18 protein-coding genes are annotated in these 23433 nt (G+C 50.3%); 9 read left to right on the top strand and 9 right to left on the bottom strand.

Annotated features, from left to right (window positions below):
- Window positions 1–18 precede the first annotated feature (18 nt).
- Window positions 19–1221 carry a serine hydrolase gene (locus F0L74_RS26260; protein WP_188316168.1) on the bottom strand — a complete coding sequence of 401 codons (1203 nt, stop codon included), beginning with the start codon at window positions 1219–1221 and terminating at the stop codon, window positions 19–21.
- Between the two features lie 179 nt (window positions 1222–1400).
- Between F0L74_RS26260 and secDF the strand changes: the two genes are divergently transcribed.
- From secDF to F0L74_RS26240, 4 genes are all read left to right on the top strand, one after another.
- Window positions 1401–4616 (top strand): protein translocase subunit SecDF, encoded by a 3216-nt coding sequence (gene secDF, locus F0L74_RS26255; protein ID WP_149840874.1) that lies wholly within the window; start codon window positions 1401–1403, stop codon window positions 4614–4616.
- A gap of 144 nt (window positions 4617–4760) precedes the next feature.
- On the top strand, window positions 4761–5807 hold the full coding sequence (locus F0L74_RS26250) for a sensor histidine kinase (RefSeq protein WP_149840873.1): 1047 nt from the start codon (window positions 4761–4763) through the stop codon (window positions 5805–5807).
- A gap of 39 nt (window positions 5808–5846) precedes the next feature.
- Window positions 5847–6620: a LytR/AlgR family response regulator transcription factor gene (locus F0L74_RS26245; RefSeq protein ID WP_188316167.1), complete on the top strand. Its 774-nt coding sequence runs from the start codon at window positions 5847–5849 to the stop codon at window positions 6618–6620.
- A 286-nt stretch (window positions 6621–6906) separates the two neighbouring features.
- The gene (locus F0L74_RS26240) at window positions 6907–7344 is read left to right on the top strand and encodes a DUF4890 domain-containing protein (protein ID WP_149840871.1); all 438 of its coding nucleotides are present in this window, start codon (window positions 6907–6909) and stop codon (window positions 7342–7344) included.
- 90 nt (window positions 7345–7434) lie between these two features.
- Here F0L74_RS26240 and F0L74_RS26235 read toward each other — a convergent pair whose 3' ends face one another.
- From F0L74_RS26235 to nusB, 6 genes are all read right to left on the bottom strand, one after another.
- On the bottom strand, window positions 7435–8547 hold the full coding sequence (locus F0L74_RS26235; protein WP_213087083.1) for a glycoside hydrolase family 5 protein: 1113 nt from the start codon (window positions 8545–8547) through the stop codon (window positions 7435–7437).
- Window positions 8548–8825: 278 nt separating this feature from the next.
- Window positions 8826–11723, bottom strand: coding sequence for a DEAD/DEAH box helicase (locus F0L74_RS26230; protein ID WP_149840870.1), 2898 nt, complete (start codon window positions 11721–11723; stop codon window positions 8826–8828).
- 12 nt (window positions 11724–11735) lie between these two features.
- Window positions 11736–12356 (bottom strand): dephospho-CoA kinase, encoded by a 621-nt coding sequence (gene coaE, locus F0L74_RS26225; RefSeq protein ID WP_149840869.1) that lies wholly within the window; start codon window positions 12354–12356, stop codon window positions 11736–11738.
- Window positions 12357–12493: 137 nt separating this feature from the next.
- The gene (yajC, locus tag F0L74_RS26220; protein ID WP_149840868.1) at window positions 12494–12841 is read right to left on the bottom strand and encodes a preprotein translocase subunit YajC; all 348 of its coding nucleotides are present in this window, start codon (window positions 12839–12841) and stop codon (window positions 12494–12496) included.
- A gap of 61 nt (window positions 12842–12902) precedes the next feature.
- Entirely contained in the window at window positions 12903–13340 is a 438-nt protein-coding gene (locus F0L74_RS26215; protein WP_149840867.1) for a DUF1573 domain-containing protein, read from the bottom strand.
- A gap of 54 nt (window positions 13341–13394) precedes the next feature.
- Window positions 13395–14324 carry a transcription antitermination factor NusB gene (gene nusB / locus F0L74_RS26210; RefSeq protein WP_149840866.1) on the bottom strand — a complete coding sequence of 310 codons (930 nt, stop codon included), beginning with the start codon at window positions 14322–14324 and terminating at the stop codon, window positions 13395–13397.
- 412 nt (window positions 14325–14736) lie between these two features.
- On the opposite strand from nusB, the gene F0L74_RS26205 reads away from it, so the two are divergent.
- The 5 genes from F0L74_RS26205 to F0L74_RS26185 all read left to right on the top strand — a co-directional run bounded on the left by F0L74_RS26205 (window position 14737) and on the right by F0L74_RS26185 (window position 21932).
- Window positions 14737–15018, top strand: a complete 282-nt coding sequence (locus F0L74_RS26205; protein WP_089915754.1) for a co-chaperone GroES — start codon at window positions 14737–14739, stop codon at window positions 15016–15018.
- Window positions 15019–15153: 135 nt separating this feature from the next.
- Complete coding sequence (gene groL / locus F0L74_RS26200) at window positions 15154–16791, top strand: chaperonin GroEL (protein ID WP_149840865.1); 1638 nt, start codon at window positions 15154–15156, stop codon at window positions 16789–16791.
- Between the two features lie 151 nt (window positions 16792–16942).
- Window positions 16943–17443: an FKBP-type peptidyl-prolyl cis-trans isomerase gene (locus F0L74_RS26195; protein WP_149840864.1), complete on the top strand. Its 501-nt coding sequence runs from the start codon at window positions 16943–16945 to the stop codon at window positions 17441–17443.
- Between the two features lie 43 nt (window positions 17444–17486).
- Window positions 17487–18917: an L-serine ammonia-lyase gene (locus F0L74_RS26190; RefSeq protein WP_149840863.1), complete on the top strand. Its 1431-nt coding sequence runs from the start codon at window positions 17487–17489 to the stop codon at window positions 18915–18917.
- Between the two features lie 72 nt (window positions 18918–18989).
- A complete protein-coding gene (locus tag F0L74_RS26185) occupies window positions 18990–21932 on the top strand; it encodes a TolB-like translocation protein (RefSeq protein WP_149840862.1) in 2943 nt (980 codons plus the stop codon).
- Between the two features lie 2 nt (window positions 21933–21934).
- Here the strand turns inward: F0L74_RS26185 and F0L74_RS26180 are convergent, their stop codons facing one another.
- Both F0L74_RS26180 and F0L74_RS26175 read right to left on the bottom strand, forming a co-directional pair.
- On the bottom strand, window positions 21935–22867 hold the full coding sequence (locus F0L74_RS26180) for an Abi family protein (RefSeq protein WP_149840861.1): 933 nt from the start codon (window positions 22865–22867) through the stop codon (window positions 21935–21937).
- 84 nt (window positions 22868–22951) lie between these two features.
- Window positions 22952–23422 (bottom strand): hypothetical protein, encoded by a 471-nt coding sequence (locus F0L74_RS26175; RefSeq protein WP_149840860.1) that lies wholly within the window; start codon window positions 23420–23422, stop codon window positions 22952–22954.
- Window positions 23423–23433 lie beyond the last annotated feature (11 nt).

Raw genomic sequence — 23433 nt, 5'->3', positions numbered from 1 at the left:
TGATATAGTTTCTGCTCTTTATTTATAACGCGCCAGGTTGGCAGGGTATTTTCTTTTACGTTTAAGCTCATACTCATAGATCACCTGGCCCAGTGCCTTCATAAATGGTTTGCCTGTCTCATTGAATTCATACCGGCCGTCTATATTCCCGCCTTTATTTACGTATACGGTAGCCGAAAGCATGAACTCTATGTTGTGGGCGAAGTCCGCAATATAGGCTACATCGGTTAAATATCCATAAGCCCATCCTGGTTTATTAAAAATCCGGATGTAAGGCGGCATTTCCGCACCCCGCTCGCCTCCGAACAGCAGGAATTTTACATATGCAGGATAAAATTCTGAGGTATCGTAGGCGGGATACCTGGTTTCCGTAGGCAGCCGGGAGAGGCTGTGGTATAAAAACCGGTAATCGTCCTCCGTTAAACGGAACTGATGACTTTTTGTTACAGCATCCGGAAAAATTATGCTTTTGAGGATCATATGAACGTCCGGGAGGGTGAGGCGGTTTTTCTCGGAAAAGTCCATGGCGCCGGGCACCAGCTCGTCCGGTATATTGGGATGGCGGCGGAAATGAGACCGCCCCGCGCTGTCGTGCCGGGGGGCAAACGCCAGGTGGCTGTAAACGGCCGGTTGCCGGTACAGCTCCTGCCCGTTACGGGCAAACCAGATGGTATTGGTATGCCGGCCGCTGTCCGGGGGCAGGTACCCGGTGCCGGTGCGGGTCCGGATCTGCGCCCGGGAATAGCCCATTTGCCATAAACGCTCGTTAAATGCCTGTTGTCCAATGAATTCGTACAAACGGTTAAAGGCGTCGTTATCGCTGACCAGGAACACCTTATTTATATAATGGCCTATGCTGGGCAGACTGTCGGGAGCGGAAGGGTCCCGTAATACGCTGTTGGTGATACCGTGGAGGCATTCCGTGAACATGGGCGTGTTGCGGTCCAGGCCGGGGATATGGAGATCGTTCAGCTTTTCCAGGGCCAGGATGGCCCCCGGGAGCTTTACGGTGGACGCTGGATAAAAATAGTGACCAGTATCCACCCGGTAATAATAATCCCGGAAATGGGGCTGGTTTTGGGCGTCCCGGTCTATCCGGGTATAAATGATCTGTAATTGAAAGGAATCCGGGTACGTAAATACCGGTCCCAGCCGTGCGGAATTCCGGTGCAAAAGGGCGCTTAAAAAATTATCTGTTGCGGGATACGTCCGGGTTTGCATATATTTGTCGGTGTTGCAGGCGGATAGTAGCATCAATAGGAAACAGGTATAGCGCATACAAAGACAGATTGGATCAGCCAAAAAATAGCACAAAATGCCCATTCCGGGCAGGACTTTAATATATCAATTTTAATTTTATCTTTGCAACTCTTAAAAAAAATTTATAAACCCGAAAGCATATGCAATTAAAGGGACTGGTTAGAATCTTTGCGGCGGCGCTGATCATCATATCGCTGTACCAATTGTCCTTTACGTTCCTGGTACGTAACTACGAAAAAAAGGTCGTAGCACAGGCCCAGAACGATGTGACCAAAACAAACCCTACACCTGAACAGAAGTATCCCGGCGCTACGGAATCAAATCTGCGTGCGTTTTACCAGGACACCCTCAACGACCTTGTTAAGTTAAGAAGGCAGGAGATCCTCGACAGTGTTGGCAACAAACAGATCGTAGGTTTCCCCTGGTATGTAACCTATACAAAAGCAAAGGAAAGGGAACTGAACCTGGGTCTTGACCTTCAGGGCGGTATGAACGTGGTACTGGATGTAAGCGTAGAAGAAGTGATCCGCGCACTCAGCGGCCAATCCAAGGACCCGGCCTTTAACAAGGCGCTGGACCTGGCCCGTGACCGTAAGAAAAGCAGCCAGTCTGATTTCGTAACGCTGTTTGGGCAGGCATATGAAGAAGTACAATCCAACGGCCGCCTGGCCAGCATCTTCGCCAATGCCTACGAAAAAGATATTAATTATAACTCTACCAACCAGCAGGTGCTGACGGTGATCCGCCGCGAGGCCAACGCCGCCATCAAAAATACTTACCTGGTACTACAGAAACGTATCGATAAGTTCGGGGTAGCACAGCCTAACATCAGCCTGGATCAGAATAAAGGTATTATCTCTGTGGAACTGGCCGGTGTTGATAACCCGGACCGTGTTAGACGCTACCTGCAGGCCAGCGCTAACCTGGAATTCCGCGAAACCTATAAAAACAGCCAGGAATTTGTAGTAGGCGTACTGCAACCCGCCAACGAAGCGCTGAAAAATGCCCTGGGCGGTAAAACGGCTAAAGCAGAAGACAGCACCCAAGTTGATTCCGCTTTACTGGCTTCCGCCGCAGCAGATACTGCTAAAGCAAGCGCAGATACCAGCAAAACTGCCAGCCTGGATAACTACCTGGCTAAAGACAGCGCTGCTAAAGGTAAAAAAGGCGATTCCCTGCAAAACCAGGCGCAGGCAGAAAGGGATTTTGCAAAAGCAAACCCGCTGTTCTCCGTACTGCGTCCTTATATATCCCAGGACGGGCAGATCGTTCCGGGCCCGATCGTAGGTATGATCCTGCCTAAGGATACCGGTACTTTCCGCCGTTACCTGCAGATGCCCGCCCTTAAGAGCGTGCTGCCCAAAGACGTAGTATTTGCCTACGGACAGGAAAATAAGAATGACCGCAACGGTGTATTAGAAGTATATGCCCTGAAAGTGAACCCGGCCAACCCCACACCGCCCGTTAGCGGCGAAAGGGTAGTGGACGCCCGCCAGGATTATGACCAGAACGGTAGCCCCGAGATCAGCATGACCATGGATAACACCGGCGCCCGCGACTGGCGTAAGCTCACCGGCCAGCTGGCCCCTTCTAACCCGGACGACCGTTCTACTTTTAACTATGTAGCCATCGTACTGGACGGTATCGTATATTCTGCTCCTTCTATCTTAGGCGAGATCGCCGGCGGCCGTTCTTCCATCTCCGGTAGCTTTACCGTAGAAGAAGCCACCGATATGGCCAACATCCTGAAATCCGGTAAAATGCCGGCGCCCGCACAGATCGTGCAGGAACAGATCGTTGGTCCTACCCTGGGTGCAGAATCCATCCGGGCAGGCGCTATATCCTTTATCATCTCCTTCATTATCATATTCGTACTGATGCTGGTGTATTATAACACCGGCGGCTGGGTAGCCAACATCGCCCTGATCCTGAACCTGCTGTTCACCGTAGGTATCCTGGCATCCCTGGGCGCTACGCTGACCATGCCTGGTATTGCCGGTCTGGTACTGACCATCGGTATGGCGGTGGATACGAACGTAATTATCTTTGAACGTATCAAGGATGAGCTGAGCCGCGGTAAAAGCTACCAGCAGGCGATAGAGGACGGTTATAAACGTTCTTATGCGCCGGTGCTGGATGGTCACATTACCTCCCTGCTGACCGCTATCATCCTGTTCTACTTTGGTCTGGGCCCGGTACTGGGTTTTGCTACCACACAGATCATCGGTCTGTTGCTGTCCCTGTTCTGCGGTATCCTGGTATCCCGTATCGTAACCGACTGGTGGACTAACAAGAAAAGACACTTCGAATACTTTACGCCGGTTTCCCGTAAGATCTTCAAACACGCCAATTTTGACTTCGTAGGCAAACGTAAGATCGCCTATGTGATCTCTGCCTTTGTAATGGTACTGGGCGCTTCTTCCTTCTTCCACGGTTTCCACCACGGTATTGACTTCCAGGGTGGCCGTAGCTTCACCATCCGTTTTGAAAAACCGGTGAACGAGAACGAAGTACGCGAAGACCTGCATAAAGTATTTGGCGCTGAGCCTTATGTGAAAACAGTAGGCGGCAGCAATAACCAGCTGAACATCACTACCTCTTATAAAGTAGAAGAACAAAGCATCGCAGTTGACAAGGAAGTGACCCAGAAACTGTTCGAAGGCCTGAAGAAATACTACGACGGCTCCGTGACCTATGAGGCATTTAACTCTGCCAAGTACATTGTAGGGTCACAGACAGTATCGCCCACTATCTCTGATGACTTACGCGCCGGCGCTATCAAGGCCACGGTCCTGTCGCTGGTAGTGATCTTCCTGTACATCCTGGTCCGGTTCAGCAAATGGCAGTACTCTATCGGTACTATCTTCTCCCTGCTGCATGACGTGATGGTAACATTGGCCGTGTTCTCTTATTGCAAGGATATTGTGCCCTTCACCCTGGAAATTGACCAGCACTTTATTGCGGCGATATTAACGGTGATAGGCTTCTCCATGAACGATACGGTGATCGTATTTGACCGTATCCGTGAGTACTTCCGCACCAATAAAGGCGCGGACAGGAATACTACCATCAACCGCGCGATCAATGATACGCTGAGCCGTACCATTATGACCTCCCTGACGGTGTTCCTGACCATCCTGATCCTGTTCATCTTTGGCGGTGAAGTAACCCGCGGTTTCGCATTCGCGATGCTGATAGGCGTACTGACCGGTACTTACTCTTCCATCTTTGTGGCAGCACCGGTACTGGTTGACTTTGACCATAAGAATGAGCTGTCTAACGAAAGCGAAGCCCTGCCTGCCAAGAAGGTAGCCGCCGGTGCAGCAGATGTTAAGACTGCGGATCTGAAGAAATAGAATTCAGCCTGAATGTTTGATATAAAAGGTCCGGCGTTATGCCGGACCTTTTTTTTGAAATTCCCCCCTCAATTTTACCGCTTCACCCTCCCTGGCCCCATTATCTCCCTGATTTTCGCCATTTTTGATGCCTGAAGCCCGCTTATGAGACTTGCCATCGAAAAAAAGATCGTTTTATACAGCTCCCTGCTGGTAGCGCTGCTGGTAAACCTGCCCAAGCTGCTGCAGGCGCGTAGCGATGGCTGGGTAAGCCAGTTCAGCACCTTTAACGTGGCGGAGCTCTGTTTTCAGTTCTGTTTTACCTATCTCTATTGCTGGTTAGTATTCGAATTGAACCTGCACTGGTTTCCCCGCTGGCGGAAGGGCGGACTGGCCACTGATTTTGCTATCTATCCGTTATCGAATATCCTGTTGCTGCTGTTATGCAGTACCGTAGGCATTGTGGTACAGGGCAACCTGTTCAGCGATGCGCATCACCTGCCCCTGCGCTTTTTCCGGGTGGTATATTTTGCGCGGTTAAGCCTTTGCTGGCTGCTGGAAATACTGGTGATCCGCATCATTTACCTGCTTCGGCAGGCCCAGGCCAAAGACCTGGAAACAGAACAGATCAAAAGCCAGTACCTGTATGCGGAGCTGGAGCTGATGAAACAGCACCTGAACCCGCATTTTTTCTTTAACTCACTGAGCACCCTCTCCGGTATGATAAGGGAGAACCCGGGAAAGGCCCAGCAGTTCATAGGGCATCTGTCCCGCATTTTCAGGAACCTGCTGCAGGAACAGCAGCAACTCATCACCCTGAAAGAGGAGCTGCAACAGTTGCATTCCTTTACGGAGCTGCTGCAGATGCGTTTTGAAGAGGGAATCGTTATCAGCGTAGAGGTGCCGCCGTTATACCATCAGCAGTTATTGCCGCATCTGTCTTTACAGCTGCTGGTAGAAAATGCCGCTAAACATAACCGGGCGCTGGCATCGCAGCCGTTGCAGGTGCGGGTATATGTGCAGGATAACGAGTTGTGCGTAAAGAATAACCTGCAGGCTATTGCTGTGCCGCAGGCCTCTGCCGGGCTGGGGTTGGCTAACCTGAACGAGCGCTTCCGGATACTGCTGAAGAAGGAAATTACGATCATAAGAACATTGGAGTATTTCCTGGTGAAATTGCCGCTGGAAGGAGGGAAGGGAGGAGGATATTAATCGCTAAAAGCCAACCGCTAAAGGCAAAAGCTAATTTTCATGCAAGTACTGATCATAGAAGACGAACCCGTTACGGCCCGTAACCTGCAGCATATGTTGCAGGACATAGATACTGCCATTACTGTAGCCACTATATTACCCGGGGTAGCCGCCTCCGTAAGCTGGCTGCAGCAGCATCCGCATGACTGCGACCTTATTTTTATGGATATCCGGCTGGCTGATGGCCTGTCCTTCGAAATATTTGAACAAACACCCATAGCGCAGCCAGTGATCTTTGTAACAGCTTACAACGACTATGCGCTGCAAGCATTTAAACGCAACGGTATTGACTATGTGCTAAAGCCCTATGATGCAGAAGAGATTGGCCGTGCCTTGCAGAAATACCGGCAGCTAACCGGCGCAGGCGCTGCAAAAAATGCCCTGCCGCAGGATCAGCTGTTGCAGCTGTTAAAAGGCCTGCAGGAGCAGCCGGCCTACCGTCAATCCTTCCTGGTGCATTTCCGGGAAAAACTGCTGCCCGTAAAAGCCGGGGATATTGCCTGGTTCTATACCACCAATGAAGTAGTGCAGGCCTGCACCCTGGAACATAAATTATATACGATTGATCTAACCCTGGAACAATTGCAGCAGCAGCTGGACCCGCAGCTGTTTTTCCGGGCCAACCGCCAGTTTATCGTACAGCGGAAAGCCATCCAGGAGGTAGATTTTTTCTTTAACAGCCGCCTGCTGGTAAAAACCTTGCCGCCTACGCATGATAAGATGCTGATCAGCAAGGCGCGGGTACCTGCGTTTAAGGCCTGGATGAATGCCTGAGGGGGCTTTATATGCCCCGGCTACCCCTTCACCCCCCATCTTTTCCGTTTCGCCCATTCCGTTCTATGCCAGCTGCCGGTAACATCGCAATATTGCAGTGTAAAACATTTAGTTATGCCAGTACAACCCATCACCGCCCGGCCGGTATTTGCCGGTAAAATGCCCCCGCTGACGTTCCGTGGGGAAATGACGTATGATATTCAGTGGTAATATATTAAGTTTGTCATACGCATAAAGCGATGGCAAACCCTATTTTTATTAATAAAGCATTAAAACACATTCACCTATGACAAGATCGCTCATCAAAGTCATCTCGTTTTTCATGCTGCTCCTGGCATTGGCGCCGGCAGCAGTATCTGCCCAGGCCAAGCAGAACTTTAAAAACTCAACACCGGAGCAAAGGGCGGAGAAACAGTCCGAATTCCTGGGTACACAGCTGCAACTGAATGATGCCCAGCGGGAAAAGGTCAACGCCATTAACCTGAAGTATTCCAAGCAAATGGACGGCGTGATGAAAGGCAATGGAACAAGGATCTCGAAACTGAAAAGCGCAAGAAAACTGAACCAGGATAAGGAAGCGGAGTATAAGGCAATACTGACGCCTGATCAGATAAAACAATATGATCAGATAAAGAAGGAACTGCGTGATAAGATGAAGGAAAAACGCAAGAGCGAAGCAGCAGCGCCGGCAAGCGCGCCTGTGGCAGCTCCGGCGGCTAAGTAATAGAAACGGCCCGCGCTTTAGGAAGTGCGGGCCGTTTTGGTATTATGTGATCCTTTCTTGCCAGTTATTCATCATAGAACATTAAAATCGTTATTTCACCAACGCCTTCAACAACCCCTTGTCCGCTTCCCCATCTTCCCCCACGATCCCAAATCCTTTACCCTTATAACCCCAGTTGCTCCAGGCTATATTATTTTGCTCCAATACCTTCCGTACATCCTTATACCAGTTCAGGCGGTCTTTACGCGGCACGGTATTCAAACACCCCCATTCCCCGCAATATAACGGCAAATGCAGGCGCTGCGCCAGCTGTAAAGCGGGCTGCAGCTGCGCCGCTATCACTTTGGCATCAAAGGCCTGTTCGGCGCCTGGCAGCAGGTTACGGATAGACGCCGGCAGGCTTTCCAGTTCCTTTTTAGTGATAGTAGGCCCCGGGTAATGCACCGGCCCTTCATAGTCCGCGATCTTGGTCCAGCTGGCCATATGATGCGTTAAAGTAAAGGGCTGATAGAAATGAAAGCTCAGGATAATATTAGGATCGTTTTCCGGCACCTTTAGTTCCGGGAAACTGGTGAGAGACTGCCAGCGGTTACTGCCTATCACGATCATCCGTTTGGGCTCCCTGGCGCGTATGGTAGCTACGCCACGGGTCAGGAGCTCATTCCACTGGGCGGCGCTATCGGCCACCGGCTCGTTCATGAGCTCATAGGCCAGCATGGAGGTAGGGTATCTTTTCAGCTCATCGCTTAGATCCTGCCAGCATCGCAGGAAACGTTCCTGCGCCTCGGGCTGGGTCCATAACGGCTTGTATTTGGCGTCGAAATAATGGCTGCGGAGGATGTGCAGGTCTATCACTACGTTCAGGTGATGCAGGTAGCACCATTGCAAGGCCTGGTGCAGCAGGTTAAAGGCCTCTTTTACCTTTGTAAGGTCCTCTGCCCAAAGCTGCTCTTCGTCTACGGGTATACGGATGTGATCAAAGCCATGCTCCGTAATAAAGCTGACGTCCTTTTCTGTGAAAAAGGCAGCCCGTTCCTTACCCCGCTGCCGGCTTTGCGATAGCCAATGGCTGATATTGGTACCACGTTTTAAACGCAGGGCGCCAGTGTCCTGCAAGGGGGCAGGCTGTTCACTGCAAAAGGCTGACTGCCAGCTCACAACAGTCAGCAATAACATGTATGCAACCACTTTTACGGGTAACATAGGGAATAATTTGTTCTTATAATTTACTACAAATAAACGGTATAATGGATGCGTAGCAAAATTTCATCATCCTGTTGCAACATATAAACACTTGCTACGGTTATGGACAACCTGCGTATACGGCGTATAGGCTGGCACGTATTTTTCTATATACCTGGTATGTGAATGATAGGAAATTGTGCAGAGAGATGATATACGGATGAGAACAGCCAGATGTGCAGGTAACCCTAAAAGTAATCCATTGTGTATCTGCCTGTTCTTTCATCCGTATATTTTTTTTAGCTAAAGAGGAAGGCGATATCGTCTTCCGTAAGTTTCTTCATAAACCCGGTCTCTTCACTGATAAGATCATCCGCGATCATCTGTTTACGCTGCTGCAGCGCCAGGATCTTTTCCTCCACGCTATCCTTACAGATCATCTTATAGGCAAATACTTTATTCTGCTGGCCAATACGGTGCGTACGGTCAATGGCCTGCTGTTCTGCCGCCGGGTTCCACCAGGGATCTACCAGGTATACATAGTCCGCGGCGGTAAGGGTAAGGCCCACGCCGCCGGCCTTGAGGCTGATTAGGAAAACGCGCTGGCGCTCGTCCTGCTGGAACTGGCTTACCAGCTGCTGGCGGGTTTCCGCTTTGGTGCTGCCATCCAGGTACAGGAAGGGGACCTCCTGGGTGTTCATGGCCTGTGCAATCAATTGCAGCATGCCCGTGAACTGGGAAAACACCAGTACTTTATGCGAGCCGGTATTCTCGCTTATCTCGCGCATCAGCTCATCCAGTTTTACGGAGCTGGTAATGCCGCCGGCATGTTCTTCTACCAGCTGGGGCGCATTACAGATCTGCCGTAACCGGGTCAGGCCTTCGAGGATGTAAATAGCGCTGGCGGCCACGCCATCTGCCTGGATGCGGTTTAACAGCTTTTCCTTATACAGTTTTTTTACCTGGTCGTAGACCTGGCGTTGTTCATCGCCCATCTCGCACCACATAATGATCTCTGTTTTGTCCGGCAGGTCCTTGGCGATCTGCTCCTTGGTACGGCGCAGCATAAAGGGATAGATGAGGCGGCGCAGGTCCGCGGCTTTGGCGCCGTCGGAAAATTTATCGATAGGGTGGGCAAATTCTGTTTTAAAGAAGGTCTGACTGCCTAGCAGTCCGGGGTTGGCAAAGTTCATCTGGGCAAACAGGTCCATAGTATTGTTCTGGATGGGCGTACCGCTCAGGATGAGGCGGTTCCTGCATTGCAGCACCTGTAAGGCGCGGGTGGTCTGCGAGCTGGGGTTCTTGATCACCTGGCTTTCGTCCAGCACTACATAGCCAAATACGTAGCGGGAAAAGATCTCCATATCGCTGCGCACGGTGCCATAGCTGGTGATGATAAGCTGTTGGGAACGCCACTGGGCTTCGTCAAACTGACGGCCGGGGCCGTGGTAGATGGCATAACGCAGGTTGGGCGCAAACTTCTGCAGCTCATGTTCCCAGTTATAGATAAGGGAGGTAGGACATACGACCAGCTGGGTCTCGCCCGGGTATTTTTCGCTTACGTGTTGCAGGAAGGTGATGGTCTGCAGGGTCTTGCCAAGACCCATATCATCTGCCAGGCAGCCGCCCCATTGCATTTCATCCAACAGGCACATCCAGTCAAAACCGGCTTTCTGGTAATCGCGCAGCTGGGCCTGTATGGCGCCAGGTACGGCAAAATGCTGCTGTTGCAGGCGTTCCCATTTCTGGTGAATGGCTTCTTTTTTAGGATCTGCCGGGTTATCCAGCACGTTCTGCGCTACGGTAAAGTGCAGGTTAGACAGGCGTAGCTGGTCTTTCTGTACCTGGCCCAGTTTCCAGAGCATGGCATATTTCTGCTGCCATTCTTCCGGGATGATACCGATGGTGCCATCCTTTAGCAGCAGGTGGGGCTGACGGTGCAGCAAGGCTTTCTGGATATCTGCCAGGGCTACCGCCTGATCGCCGTATTGTACTTTTACCTGCAGGTCAAATGTGTCTTTATTATCGCTGTGCCAGCGGATATCCATTTCCGGTATATGGGTATTGTAGCGGAAATGTTTCAGCTCGTCCATGCCATATACGCCAATATTGCGGTCCATCAGCTTGCGGTAACATTTTACCAGCCATTGGCTTTTCTCTGCTTCGGCAAAGGGCAGGTAGAAGTAACCGTTATTTTGCTGACTAAAACGCGCATGCAGGCCGCGTACAAAGGCCGTCATCTCTTTCTCCGCATCTGTATGCCGTTTGATCTCGTACTGTACATCGCCTTCCGTGATCCATACCAGCGGCTCTTTTACGGCGGCATCCAGCGGAAAGCGGTCGTATTGCCATTGGATCCGCAGCATGAGGAAGCTGTTATTCAGCTCACTAAACCAGATATTACACTGCGGGGGCGTATCAACGGCCTCTTTTTGCAGGAGGATGTTCTTATTCACCGGGTAACGGGCTTCCAGCGCGGGCAGCGTATGTTGCAGGAAAGGGCCTTCCTGGTTGCGCGGTACATCCATAAAACCCATGTTGAACTGCGCCAGCGCCTGCCCATCTGCCGGAGGCAATATAAACAGCTCGCCCCGGCTGCGGAGCAGAAAACCGTATTGCTCAAAATCAGAGAGGGGATAGGACTGCCCGTTTACCGTTACAAAGGCCATGAGGCGCAGGGTACCGCCGCCGGTACGCACCAGCTCAAAGGAGAGCAGCGGGTTATAGTTATTGACCGTTACCGGCCGGATCTTCTTATCGATCCCATGCTCCACCACCTGGCAAAACCAGGGCAGGAGGGGGGCTAAAGGCCGCAATTGCTGCAGGGTATGATACAGGTATAACTGCATACCCTCCTGTACATATTGCTGCAGGGTTTGATGTTTGACCGGGGAGGCCAGGAATTTGTCTTTCAGCTGCAGTTCCTTATGCACCATGGCTTCCTGGGTACAGGGCAGTAACAGGTGCTGTACGCCGGGAGGCAGTTTATTAAAGATAGCCAGTGATTTTTTGTCGAGCAGGGGCATACGCTGGCACCTGCGGTCGCCATCCACATATTTTACCAGCCCTGCGCTGATCTTTACGGACGGATCAACATCATTGTCCAGCTCCAGCAACAGCACCGGGGTAGTAGCCTGTTTGCCTGCTTCTGTTACGATAACGGTTTTTCCTGTTGGATCTTTTTTACCGGTAGACATGGAAGATGGTGGTTAGCTTTTAGCTGTTAGCGCTCCGGAAGCCTGTTCACTGAGCGCCAGCAGTTGTTCATGCAGCGCCAGTACCTGGGGTATGACCATCTGCTGTTCATCATTAAAAATTAGATAATCGCACAAACGCATTTTAATGGTCTCATCCATCTGTTTATGCATGCGTGCAAACACGTCGTTGCGGCTTACTTTATCGCGCTGCATAACGCGGTGTATACGCAGGTGCTCAGGCGCGGATACGCCAATGATCTTATCGAGGTAATGAAAAGCTTCTGATTCAAAAAGCAGCGCGGCCTCTTTGAGCACATAGGGCGATGTTTGCCGGGCCGCCCATTGTTCAGAATCGCGGATAGTGGCCGGGTGCACCAGGGAGTTAAGGAGCTGCAGCTTTTCCTGGTCGTTAAAAACGATATTGCCCAGGCGTTGGCGTATCAGCTGCCCGTGTTCATCATATACACCGGCGCCAAAATGCTCCTGTACCTGCGCTTTAAGCGCCGGGTCGCGGTTCATGATATCTTTGGCGGCTGTATCTGCATAATATACAGGTATGCCCAGCAGTTCAAAAATCCTGGCTACGGTGCTTTTACCGGAGCCAATACCGCCTGTAATGCCGATCTTTAACATGTTGCCAAGTTAACGAAAACCATAAAAAAAATCCCGCCCGGCTTACCGGAACGGGACAATTATAATTTTTGCGCTTGATCAAATGGCAGCTATCACTTCAAATCATTCCCGCATCTGCACATTCGCATATTTGCACATTATTTTTTCTCTTCAGCAGCAGCGGGTTTCTGGTGGGCCTGGGTGTACTCCATGCTCACAGCAGAGCGTTCGATCACGAAGAAGGTGCCGGGGCTTACTTCCAGCTGGATAGTATTGTCCGCATTGATCCTTTTTATCTTACCGTGGATACCGGCGATTGTTACGATTTTATCTCCTTCGCGCAGTCCTTCGCCGAATTGTTTCTGCAGTTTAGCTTTTTTAGTCTGCGGGCGGATCATAAATAGCCACATAACTACTATCATACCCGCAAAGAACAGTAAAGACACCATTGGAGAGCCGCCACCCTGGCCGCCTGCCGGTGATCCCATCAGTAAAATGTTCAGCATGTTGTTCATGTTGTAATTCTAATTATTAGTTTATTGGTTTAATTGCATTTGTTTATATCCACTACTGTTCAATCGTGCACTGGATCTTGGGGCCCTGCAGGAAAGGAGGATTGGTATTTGCTTTTATGCTGATCTCCTTTTCCGTGAAACCCTGTTTGCCGTGGCTGTCGAACACTACCTTCATAAATGCGCTTTCGCCTGGTTTGATGGGCTCTTTGGGCCATTCAGGCACCGTACAGCCGCAACTGGCGATAGCATCCTGTATGATCAGGTCTTTTTTGCCGGTGTTGGTGAATTTAAAGGCATATTCTACTTTCTCTCCCTGTTTGATCGTGCCGAAATTGTGTACGGTTTGCTCAAACGTCATCTCAGGATACACCTGTGTGCTGTCGCCGGGGGCAGCACTGGCAGTTTGCTGGCTGTTATCTTTGGCGGCCTGTGTGTTACAGGCAGTTATGAATAAACCGGCGCTGATAAGGATATAAAACAGTCGTTTCATAGCAATTTTTACAGCCCAGGGCGTAAAGGCCTGGGGGCTACTGCACAAAAGTAATTATTTTTTTGTACGGTCAATTTTCTGTATCTGCTGGGCCTGTTCCAGGTCTTTCAGGATATTATCCAGTATACCGTTCACAAACTGCCCGCTTTGCGGCGTGCTGTATGCTTTGGCCAGGTCTATATATTCATTGATGGTCACCTTGGTGGGAATGGTGGGGAAGAACAGGAATTCGCATACGCCCATTTCCATGAGCAGCATGTCCACGGCTGCAATACGCTCCGGGTCCCAGTTCTGCAGCTTGGGCTTGATAAGCTCCAGGCAGTAGTCCTTTTTATCGATCACGGTCAGCAGCAGTTCGCGGGCATATTCCAGCTTTTCCTGGCTGATGAGCTGCAGGAAATTGAACAGATGCGGTTTATTAAGGTAATTGTTGATCAGGATGGACATCATATCCGCGTCATCGCCCCAGTGCAGGAAATGGTCTTCCATGTGCTGCACAAAGGATTCGTTGCCGATAAGGATCTGTTTATAGATGTATTCTATGATCTCTTTCTCCGTTGCTTTGGAGCGCTCCTGTGTATTTATATAGGTCTTATAATTGTCGGAAGCGGCCAGGGTATTGTAAAGTTTCCGTAGAAGGTCCTGGTCGGGCAGGTATTTCATTTTCCACTGTTCAAGGTTTACCTGGAAACCTTTGTCATTGTTGATCTGGTCTATGAATTCATTTCCTGTTATCTTGGTGCTTACACGCAGGTCTTCTGCGGTAGGCAGGTGTTTTGAAGCACGGGCCTGCGCATCTATCTCTGCATATTGCGCCACACGTACCATGGAGTAGAGTAAGTAAGTAAAGATCTGACAGGTTTGGTCCAGTTTATCTTTTAACAGACTGGTAGCCGTACCTGGTTTAATAGTGCCTGGTTCCATTGTTTCCAGGGCGTAAAGGGTCTGCATTACCTTTACCCGGATGTTTCTTCTACTGATCATCTTTTATAACTATAACAAGAACTAATAAGGGCGCAAAGCTAGAGGAATTTGTTCACAATGGCAAAAGCAGTTTACCGGCAGGCGGGTAGGGAGGGGCCGCCTGTGGGCAGCCCGCAGTAGGGTAAGGGCAGGAGAGGCAGCAGGAGCGCCGCTTATGGACGTTTGTTGTAACATAGGAGGCGCCGGCCGCCCTTTTTTCCTATCACTGCCACCGGCCTGCTCCTTGCAAAACCCCCGTTTAACCAGCTTTTGGCAGTAAATCCGGAAAAATTGACATTTCTGTCAGTTCCTGATTATATTTGCCATCCCAACTGACTGAAAATTTGACCCGAAATACCCATTGGCATTATTCTGGTGGGCGGAAGAGACGTCAAAATCGTACTTACCTTTTACTAAATAAAATGTACATATTATGGCCAAGAATTTAAGTATTAAACCTTTAGCTGACAGGGTAATTGTGAAACCCGCAGCTGCTGAAGAAAAAACCGCTGGTGGCATCATCATCCCCGATACTGCCAAAGAAAAACCGCAGAAAGGTACCGTGGTAGCCGCCGGTCCTGGTAAAAAGGACGAACCCGTTACCGTTAAAGTGGGCGATACCGTACTGTATGGCAAATATTCCGGTACAGAGATCAGCTTTGAAGGCGACGATTACTTAATCATGCGTGAATCAGACATTTTGGCGATAGTATAAAAGCAGCTATTAGTCTTTAGCTGATAGCTTTTAGCCGTTGTCTGGAACTAAAAGCCTCACGCTAAAAGCTAAAAGCCAACTGCCAACTGCTGTTGCTAGTTCCACTCTCAAAAACTTTAAAAATCTCTAACAATTATGGCAAAACAAATATTCTTTAACACCGATGCCCGCAACAAAATGAAAAAGGGCGTTGACGTGCTGGCCGATGCTGTGAAAGTGACCCTGGGTCCTAAAGGCCGCAACGTAGTTATTGAAAAGAAATTCGGCGCTCCCAGCGTGACCAAAGATGGTGTGACTGTAGCTAAAGAAATCGAGCTGGAAGACGCTATCGAGAACATGGGCGCACAGATGGTGAAAGAAGTAGCTTCCAAAACTGCTGATATTGCAGGTGATGGTACTACCACTGCTACCGTACTGGCCCAGGCTATCATTGGCGAAGGCTTAAAGAACGTAGCCGCCGGCGCTAACCCTATGGATCTGAAACGCGGTATCGACAAAGCTGTTAAAGCCGTAGTGGAGAACCTGAGGAAACAATCCGAAACTGTAGGCAGCGATAACAAAAAGATCGAGCAGGTAGCTGCTATCTCCGCTAACAACGACGGCGAGATCGGTAAACTGATCGCTGAAGCAATGAATAAAGTAACCAAAGACGGCGTTATCACCGTTGAAGAAGCAAAAGGCACCGATACTACCGTAGAAGTAGTAGAAGGTATGCAGTTTGACCGTGGTTACCTGTCTCCTTACTTCATCACCAACAGCGAAAAAATGCAGGCTGAACTGCAGAACCCTTACATCCTGATCTACGACAAGAAGATCAGCACTATGAAGGATATCCTGCACATCCTGGAGAAAGTAGCCCAGCAAGGCGCTCCCCTGGTGATCATTTCTGAAGACCTGGAAGGCGAAGCACTGGCTACCCTGGTAGTGAACAAACTGCGCGGTACCCTGAAAGTTGCTGCTGTTAAAGCTCCCGGCTTTGGCGACAGAAGAAAGGAAATGCTGACTGACATCGCTACCCTGACCGGTGGTATCGTGATCAGCGAAGACCAGGGTTACAGACTGGAGAATGCTGACCTGACTTACCTGGGTAAAGCAGAATCTGTAACTATCGATAAAGACAACACTACTGTTGTTGGCGGTAAAGGCGAGAAAAAGGAGATCACTGCCCGTATCAGCCAGATCCGTGCACAGATCGAAGTAACCACTTCTGATTATGACCGCGAAAAATTACAGGAACGCCTGGCTAAATTAAGCGGTGGCGTAGCTGTACTGTACGTAGGCGCTGCTACAGAAGTAGAAATGAAAGAGAAGAAAGACCGCGTAGACGACGCCCTGCACGCTACCCGCGCTGCAGTGGAAGAAGGTATCGTTCCCGGTGGCGGCGTAGCTTATATCCGCGCTATTGAAGGTCTGGATTCCCTGAAAGGTGAAAACGAAGATGAGCAAACCGGTATCGCTATCGTAAAACGCGCTATCGAAGAGCCCCTGCGCCAGATCACTGCTAACGCAGGCCTGGAAGGTTCCATCATCGTACAGAAAGTAAAAGAAGGCAAAGGCGACTTTGGTTTCAATGCCCGTACAGAGACTTTCGAAAAACTGCTCTCTGCTGGTGTAATTGACCCTACTAAAGTAACCCGTATTGCCCTCGAAAACGCTGCTTCTATCGCTGGTATGCTGCTGACCACTGAATGTGTGGTAGCTGACAAACCTGAGCCGAAAGCTGCAGCCGGCATGCCGGGCGGTCACAGCCACGGTATGGGTATGGATTATTAATATCCAGCTTATCAATAAAAAAGAAAGCCCTGGGACTACCCGGGGCTTTTCTTTTTGCGACAGGGAACTACGGGCTATTTTATGCCAGGGAACTATCGCAACTAACAATTTTTTAATGTAACTTTCGCGTCTGCTGCCCCGTTTAAATATCATGAAGCTGCATCTACACACTGTTTTTTATTGCGTAATGGCCGTCCTGCTGCTGGCAGGCTGCGTTAAGAAAGAAGGAAGCAATGATCGGCTTGGCTTCGATAGCTCTCCTGATAATACAGAGGACGCGGCCATCATCAACTATCTCCAGACCAATAATATCAAGGCCACGCGCGATGCCTCCGGCCTCTACTACCAGATTATCCAATACGGGGATAGCGTTCACCGCATTGGCCTGGACAATGTACCTTCACTGATCTATACCCGCCGCCTGCTGAATGGCACCGCTATAGACGCCTCCCTGGGCACCCCCACCAGTTTTGACGGCCGTAAGCTAAAGGACCACATTGTAGGCTGGCAGATAGGCCTGCAAAAGATCACCAAAGGCGGTAAGATCTTCCTGATCATCCCTTCTATGCTGGCCTTTGGTAATGCCAGCATCAATGGCGTTCCCTCCAATGCCATCCTCGTATGCGAATTACAGCTGGTCGATTTCAAATAGCGCGCTTTTTTTACACTATCTTTGACGACCAAACACCAAAACAGTGGCACAGGAATGCATTTCCGTTTTTGATATATTTAAGATAGGGATAGGTCCCTCCAGTTCCCACACCCTTGGCCCCTGGCGGGCGGCATTACGTTTCCTGGAAGTCCTGGAGACTACCGGCCGGCTGCAGGATGTTAGCCGCGTAAGCGTGCTCTTATACGGCTCGCTGGCCAAAACCGGCCATGGCCACGGAACAGATATTGCCGTGCAGCTGGGCCTCTCCGGCGACGACCCGGTTACTTTTGACGTAAACCGCATCCATAGTAAAATAGACGGGATCCGCCGTTCCAAAAAGCTCTTGCTGGCCGGCCGGTTTGAAATAGATTTTGATCCCCTGGAAGATATTGATTTCCTCTACGAAGAAACCCTGCCTTACCATCCCAATGCGCTTACTTTCCTGGTATCCTTTATGGGTGATGAGCAGCAGGCATTTACCTTTTACTCCATAGGCGGCGGTTTTGTGGTACGGGAAGGAGAGCAGTCCGGCGGCAGCGGTCCGCAGGTAGAGCTGCCTTTTCCCATAGACACCGCCCGGCAGCTGCTGCAGTGGTGTATCAAGACCGGTTATTCCATTTCAGAAGTGGTGATGGAGAACGAGCTGGCCTGGCGCACGGAAGCCGCTACCCGCGATGGCGTGCTCAATATCTGGAAGGTGATGCAGGAATGTATTTACCGCGGATGTCATGCCACCGGAGAATTACCCGGCGGGCTGCGCGTAGCGCGCAGGGCGGCAGCACTGAATAAGAAGCTGTTAAAAGGCCGCAGCTATCACGATTATGATTCCTGGATCGAAGCCATCCGCGCAGGCGGCAGCCATTTTGCCTATACCCTGGATTGGGTAAGCTGTTTTGCGCTGGCCGTGAATGAGGAGAATGCCTCTTTTGGCCGCGTAGTGACCGCCCCCACTAATGGCGCGGCTGGCGTAATACCTGCCGTACTGCAGTATTTTATTACTTTCTGTGATGGTTATCAACCTGCCCGCATCCTCCAGTTCCTGTTAACAGCATCTGAAATAGGCAGCATATTTAAGAAACGTTCCACCATTTCTGCCGCCATGGGCGGTTGTCAGGCGGAAATAGGCGTTTCATCCGCCATGGCGGCGGCAGCCCTTACGGAATGTATGGGCGCCTCGCAACGCCAGGTGCTGATGGCCGCGGAAATAGCCATGGAGCATCACCTGGGCCTTACCTGCGACCCCATTGGCGGCCTGGTACAGGTGCCCTGTATTGAAAGGAACACCATGGGCGCTATTAAGGCCATTACGGCCTCCCAGCTGGCCATGCAAAGTAACCCGGAACTGGCCAAAGTATCCCTGGATGCAGTGGTAAAGACCATGTGGGATACCGCCCTGGATATGAACTCCAAGTATAAAGAGACGTCTGACGGCGGGCTGGCGGTGAATATTCCGATCAGTTTGCCGGAATGTTAGCGGTGACGGCAGAATATGCCGGTAGTGAATAACGTTAATATATTATATTAGCGTATTAGCACACCGGCACTTATGAGATCATTCCTGCAACGGTTACATTTTCCCTTCTATTGGTATATGAATCCCTTTATCCGCGCAATAGCCCGGCTGGGTGAGCTGTGTTCGCGCACCGTGACAAGACCGCAGATAACCGCTGGTTGGTGGATGTCTGTCCGTATGGTCTTCCTGCTATTCCTGCTGTCGCCGGTGGCATTACATGCCCAGCATTTTGGCGGTAATCCGCCCTCCCTCAAATGGCGTCAGATCAATACCGATACCGTCCGTATTATTTTTCCCGCTGGCCTGGAAATGCAAGGCCAGCGCGTTGCCAATATAGTCCACTACCTGAACCATAATACCCGCAACTCCATTGGCAACCGTCAGCAAAAAGTAGATATCGTGCTGCAGAACCAGACCCTGGAGTCCAATGGTTATGTGATGCTGGGCCCTTTCCGCTCTGAATTCTACCTTTCGCCCCCGCCTTCTTCCCTGGAGCTGGGATCATTGAAATGGGAGGAGCAGCTGGCCCTGCATGAGTACCGCCACGTATTGCAGAACATGAACTTCCGGCAGGGGATCTCCAAAGTATTCTCTATCCTGGGCGGTCAGCTGGGACAAGCCGCTGTGACCAATATCGCCGTGCCCAACTGGTTCTGGGAAGGCGACGCCGTGACCATGGAAACCGCCCTGAGCCACCAGGGCCGGGGCAGGCTGCCCGCTTTTTTTGACGGGTTCCGCGGCCTGATGCTGGATCAGCGCAACTACTCCTATATGAAGATCCGCAACGGCTCTTACCGCGACTATGTGCCGGACCATTATGAGCTGGGTTATCTCATGAGCGTATACGGCCGCAATCACTATGGCCAAACTTTCTGGCGGGATGTGACCACGGATGCGGTACGTTTCCGTGGGGTGTTCTATCCGCTGTCACAAAGTATAAAACGGCGTACGGGGCAGAACATCACCGGTTTTTACAACGCCACCATGCAGGAGTATGAGTCCTACTGGAAAGAGAATGCTACCCGTCCGGAGATCACCCCAGCCACGCCTTTACAGGCGCCGGCCAAAGTGGTGACCAATTACCGCTATGTATATAATGCCGGCCCCGGACAATGGATCGCCCTTAAAAGCAGCTACCAGCGCATTCCGGCCTTTTACCTGGTAGACAGTACCGGCAAGGAAGAGCTGATCACCCGTCCCGGCGGCGGTTTTGACGATTTCTTCAGCTACCGCAATGGCCGCATTTTATGGACAGAAGCCCGCTATGATCCCCGCTGGATCTGGAAGGATTATTCCGTTATCAAACTTTATGACCGCGCCAGCGGACATACCAGCACCATTACCCATCATACCAAATACTTCTCCCCGGACATCAGCTCCGACGGACAATATATAGTAGCCGCCTTTACCAGTCCACAGCAGCAATACGGCCTGCATGTACTGAACGCGCACACCGGCGCCATCACTAAAGCGCTGCCCAACCCGGAGAACTGGTATTATACCTATCCGCGTTTCAGCGCCAACGAACAGGAAGTGATCAGCCCCGTACGCAATGCCCATGGCCAGATGGCGCTGATACAGCAGAATATCAGCACCGGCGCAGTGACCTTCCTCACGCCTTTTAGCTTTAATGTGATGGGTGCGCCGGTACTGGCCAATGATACCGCTTATTTTTCCGGCTCCTGGAAAGACGTTAACAACATATACGCCCTGCCCTTAGCCAGCAAACAGCTGTTCCAGGTAACAGACCGGCCCAACAGCGCCCTGCATGCTGCCATAGACCCACAGCAACAACAGCTGGTCTTTAGCGAGTTCACCGCCGGCGGCTACAAATTGTACCGCGCGCCCCTGCAGGCCGGCCGCTGGTTACCGGTAGATACCGCCGCCAATGCCCACAGCGCCTGGCTGCGGCCAGACCTGAAAGAAGGGGAGGATGTGCTGACCATCGCCCCGCACCACGATTACCCAGTAAAGAAATACCCGCTGTTCTCGCATCCCTTTAACCTGCACATCTGGGTCCCTACTTTTGATGATCCGGATTACAGTCTTACCCTTTACGGGAATAATATTTTGAACACCACTTCTACCGCCATAGGATACACATACAACCGTAATGAAGGCAGCTCTGCCCTGGGTGCAGATTTTCTTTTCGGTGGGTGGTTCCCGTACCTGACAGCCGGCGTGGATTATACTTTTGACCGCTCTGCCCTTACCCAGAACCGCCGCCGGTTATACTGGAACGAGCTGGACTGGCATGGCGGCATACAGGTGCCGCTGCTGTTCTCCTCCGGTAAATATGGCAGGAGCTTATCATTAGCTTCTACCTATCATTACCTTAAGACGTTCCCGCAAGGATTTAAGTTTGTGGATGACGGCATACAGTACCTGAACAATACCCTCGTATTCAATAACCAGCGTATTAAGGCCCTCCAGAACATCTACAGCCATTTTGGGCAATACCTGTACCTGCAATACACGCATTCCATTGGCAATGTACCGGCAGAGCAGTTCTATGGCCGCTTTGATCTTTACCTGCCTGGATTGTTCCCTAATCACAGCCTGGTGCTGCAAGGGGCCTACCAGCAGCGGGATACTATGTTCCGGTATTCCTTCTCTGATAATTTCGTGTATGCCAGGGGGTATAATGAGCCGTTCTATAGCCGTATTTATAAACTGGGCGCTAATTATCATTTCCCTATCGCGTACCCGGACTGGGGTTTTGCACAGCTGCTATACCTGTTGCGCCTGCGGGGCAATGTATTCTATGATTACAGCCGGGCGTATGATTTCCGGAACCAGGCGTATACAACGTATGCATCTACCGGCGGAGAGCTGTTCTTTGATACCAAAGTGGGGAATACGATACCGTTTAGTTTTGGGGTAAGGTTTAGTCATTTGCTGGATCAGGATCCGGCAGGGGCGGCGCGGAACAGGGTGGATTTTATATTGCCGCTGCAGCAGTTGTTTAGTTATTGAGGTTATTTCCAGATGGCTTCATCACGCCAGTGAGGCGTAAAGCCCATATGGTCGTAATTGATGTGGGGATTGTTATTAATAAGTGTGATAAGATTTGTTTTGAAAAGAGAGGTTGGCTGGATCTTAAGAATAAGGTGTTGCATACAACATAAAGTGGCGTACAGACTGTTTAGATCTATTTCCTCTGCTGCGGCCAGAAACCGGTGTTTTGAACGGGAAGGTAAAATAATGGTTTTGGCCATGGACCTATAAACAATGCGGCCATGGTGGGCGCATCTGTTCCTTAGTTGTGTGATACAATGTAGCCAGTTACCAAATATATTATCCGGTAAAGCATATTTCCAGCAAATGTCCAGCTTTACATCTCTTGCAGCCAGATGCTGAAACATTTTAGAGATCGCGCCAAAAGACAATAGTTCAACAATCATCCAACAAGGCGGTAAGCAAGGATCATTATAGCGTCGCCGGTATTGCCGCACGGAAAGCTCGTCTGCGTCTGCGGCCTCCTTCTCAGCTATCGCCATAAATTCATCAAAATCAAATGACGGTAAAAAGTGCTCCCGCTCCATATACCAGTGAGCGCCGTGGGCCTGGGCCATAGTATTGGAAAGCAGTGTTTTTATAGCTACTTCAATAGTTTCGATGGCATCAAACAGTATGAATTTGAGATTCCGGTCAAACAGGTAAAGTTTGATCAGTTGTTCAAAATTGCTATTGGCTACAAAATTGCCGGTTTGCGCGTCCTTAAACTTATTTGTATAATTCTTCAGTCTGAAGTAACTCACATGTGACAACCAGCGTGCGGCATTCTCTTCTTCCGCGATTATGAGCCCTTTTTCTTTAAGCAGCAAAATCTGCTCTGATATGGTTAGTGGTGGGGCCGTAAACTTCAACATGGTTTTTCGTGGCGTGGACAAAAAAAAATAGCCTGCCAAATTTGCCCATGTAAAACAGAGGGGTGGCAGACTGTGTCATAGCAAAAGTATGCTTTTCTGGTAATAGAAAAAAAATTTTTTCCGCTATCTCACCACAAATTTCAGATCCGGTACTTTATAATATTTATCTCCCGTATACTTGATAACGATGTTATCAAAATACAAGATCTCACCCTTCTGCAATACTTCTTTTAAACGATTTGCCCAAAGTGGGGATAGTTTATTAGCGCTAAAGCTATCGCCCACAAAATCTTTATAGATGCCGGGTTGCCCGGTGGTATCATTCAGGTAAGGCTCTGCTTTTTCGTAAGTGAAATCAAAAGATACTACGGGGAAGGTATGGTTCTGCTGATCTCTTACTACCAGTGCAGAATCCAGTAGTTTCAGCACTTCCGGCCGTGGCAGCGTATCGCTCAGGAAAATGCCCCAGGTGGTGCGGAACCGGAGCGCTGTTTTGGCAGGAGCCGCCGGCTGTTTGCTTTTACCGGATTGCGCATATAGGGGTGCGCCGGCTATCAGCAATAAACTACATAATATAATGGAGGTTCTTTTCATAGACAAGTTTA

The organism is Chitinophaga agrisoli, assembly GCF_008386695.1.
Taxonomy (GTDB): domain Bacteria; phylum Bacteroidota; class Bacteroidia; order Chitinophagales; family Chitinophagaceae; genus Chitinophaga; species Chitinophaga agrisoli.
The sequence above is the reverse complement of the archived record's forward strand: the minus strand, read 5'-3'. Positions and strand labels throughout refer to the sequence as shown.

Excerpts from the sequence above, each read along its gene's own strand:
- groL (WP_149840865.1), top strand. The coding sequence starts at position 15,154 with ATGGCAAAACAAATATTCTTTAACACCGATGCCCGCAACAAAATGAAA.
- F0L74_RS26235 (WP_213087083.1), bottom strand. The coding sequence starts at position 8,547 with ATGTTACCCGTAAAAGTGGTTGCATACATGTTATTGCTGACTGTTGTG.
- F0L74_RS26205 (WP_089915754.1), top strand. The coding sequence starts at position 14,737 with ATGGCCAAGAATTTAAGTATTAAACCTTTAGCTGACAGGGTAATTGTG.
- F0L74_RS26240 (WP_149840871.1), top strand. The coding sequence starts at position 6,907 with ATGACAAGATCGCTCATCAAAGTCATCTCGTTTTTCATGCTGCTCCTG.
- F0L74_RS26195 (WP_149840864.1), top strand. The coding sequence starts at position 16,943 with ATGAAGCTGCATCTACACACTGTTTTTTATTGCGTAATGGCCGTCCTG.
- F0L74_RS26260 (WP_188316168.1), bottom strand. The coding sequence starts at position 1,221 with ATGCAAACCCGGACGTATCCCGCAACAGATAATTTTTTAAGCGCCCTT.
- F0L74_RS26185 (WP_149840862.1), top strand. The coding sequence starts at position 18,990 with ATGAGATCATTCCTGCAACGGTTACATTTTCCCTTCTATTGGTATATG.
- nusB (WP_149840866.1), bottom strand. The coding sequence starts at position 14,324 with ATGATCAGTAGAAGAAACATCCGGGTAAAGGTAATGCAGACCCTTTAC.
- coaE (WP_149840869.1), bottom strand. The coding sequence starts at position 12,356 with ATGTTAAAGATCGGCATTACAGGCGGTATTGGCTCCGGTAAAAGCACC.
- secDF (WP_149840874.1), top strand. The coding sequence starts at position 1,401 with ATGCAATTAAAGGGACTGGTTAGAATCTTTGCGGCGGCGCTGATCATC.
- F0L74_RS26215 (WP_149840867.1), bottom strand. The coding sequence starts at position 13,340 with ATGAAACGACTGTTTTATATCCTTATCAGCGCCGGTTTATTCATAACT.
- F0L74_RS26230 (WP_149840870.1), bottom strand. The coding sequence starts at position 11,723 with ATGTCTACCGGTAAAAAAGATCCAACAGGAAAAACCGTTATCGTAACA.
- F0L74_RS26250 (WP_149840873.1), top strand. The coding sequence starts at position 4,761 with ATGAGACTTGCCATCGAAAAAAAGATCGTTTTATACAGCTCCCTGCTG.
- F0L74_RS26175 (WP_149840860.1), bottom strand. The coding sequence starts at position 23,422 with ATGAAAAGAACCTCCATTATATTATGTAGTTTATTGCTGATAGCCGGC.
- F0L74_RS26245 (WP_188316167.1), top strand. The coding sequence starts at position 5,847 with ATGCAAGTACTGATCATAGAAGACGAACCCGTTACGGCCCGTAACCTG.
- yajC (WP_149840868.1), bottom strand. The coding sequence starts at position 12,841 with ATGCTGAACATTTTACTGATGGGATCACCGGCAGGCGGCCAGGGTGGC.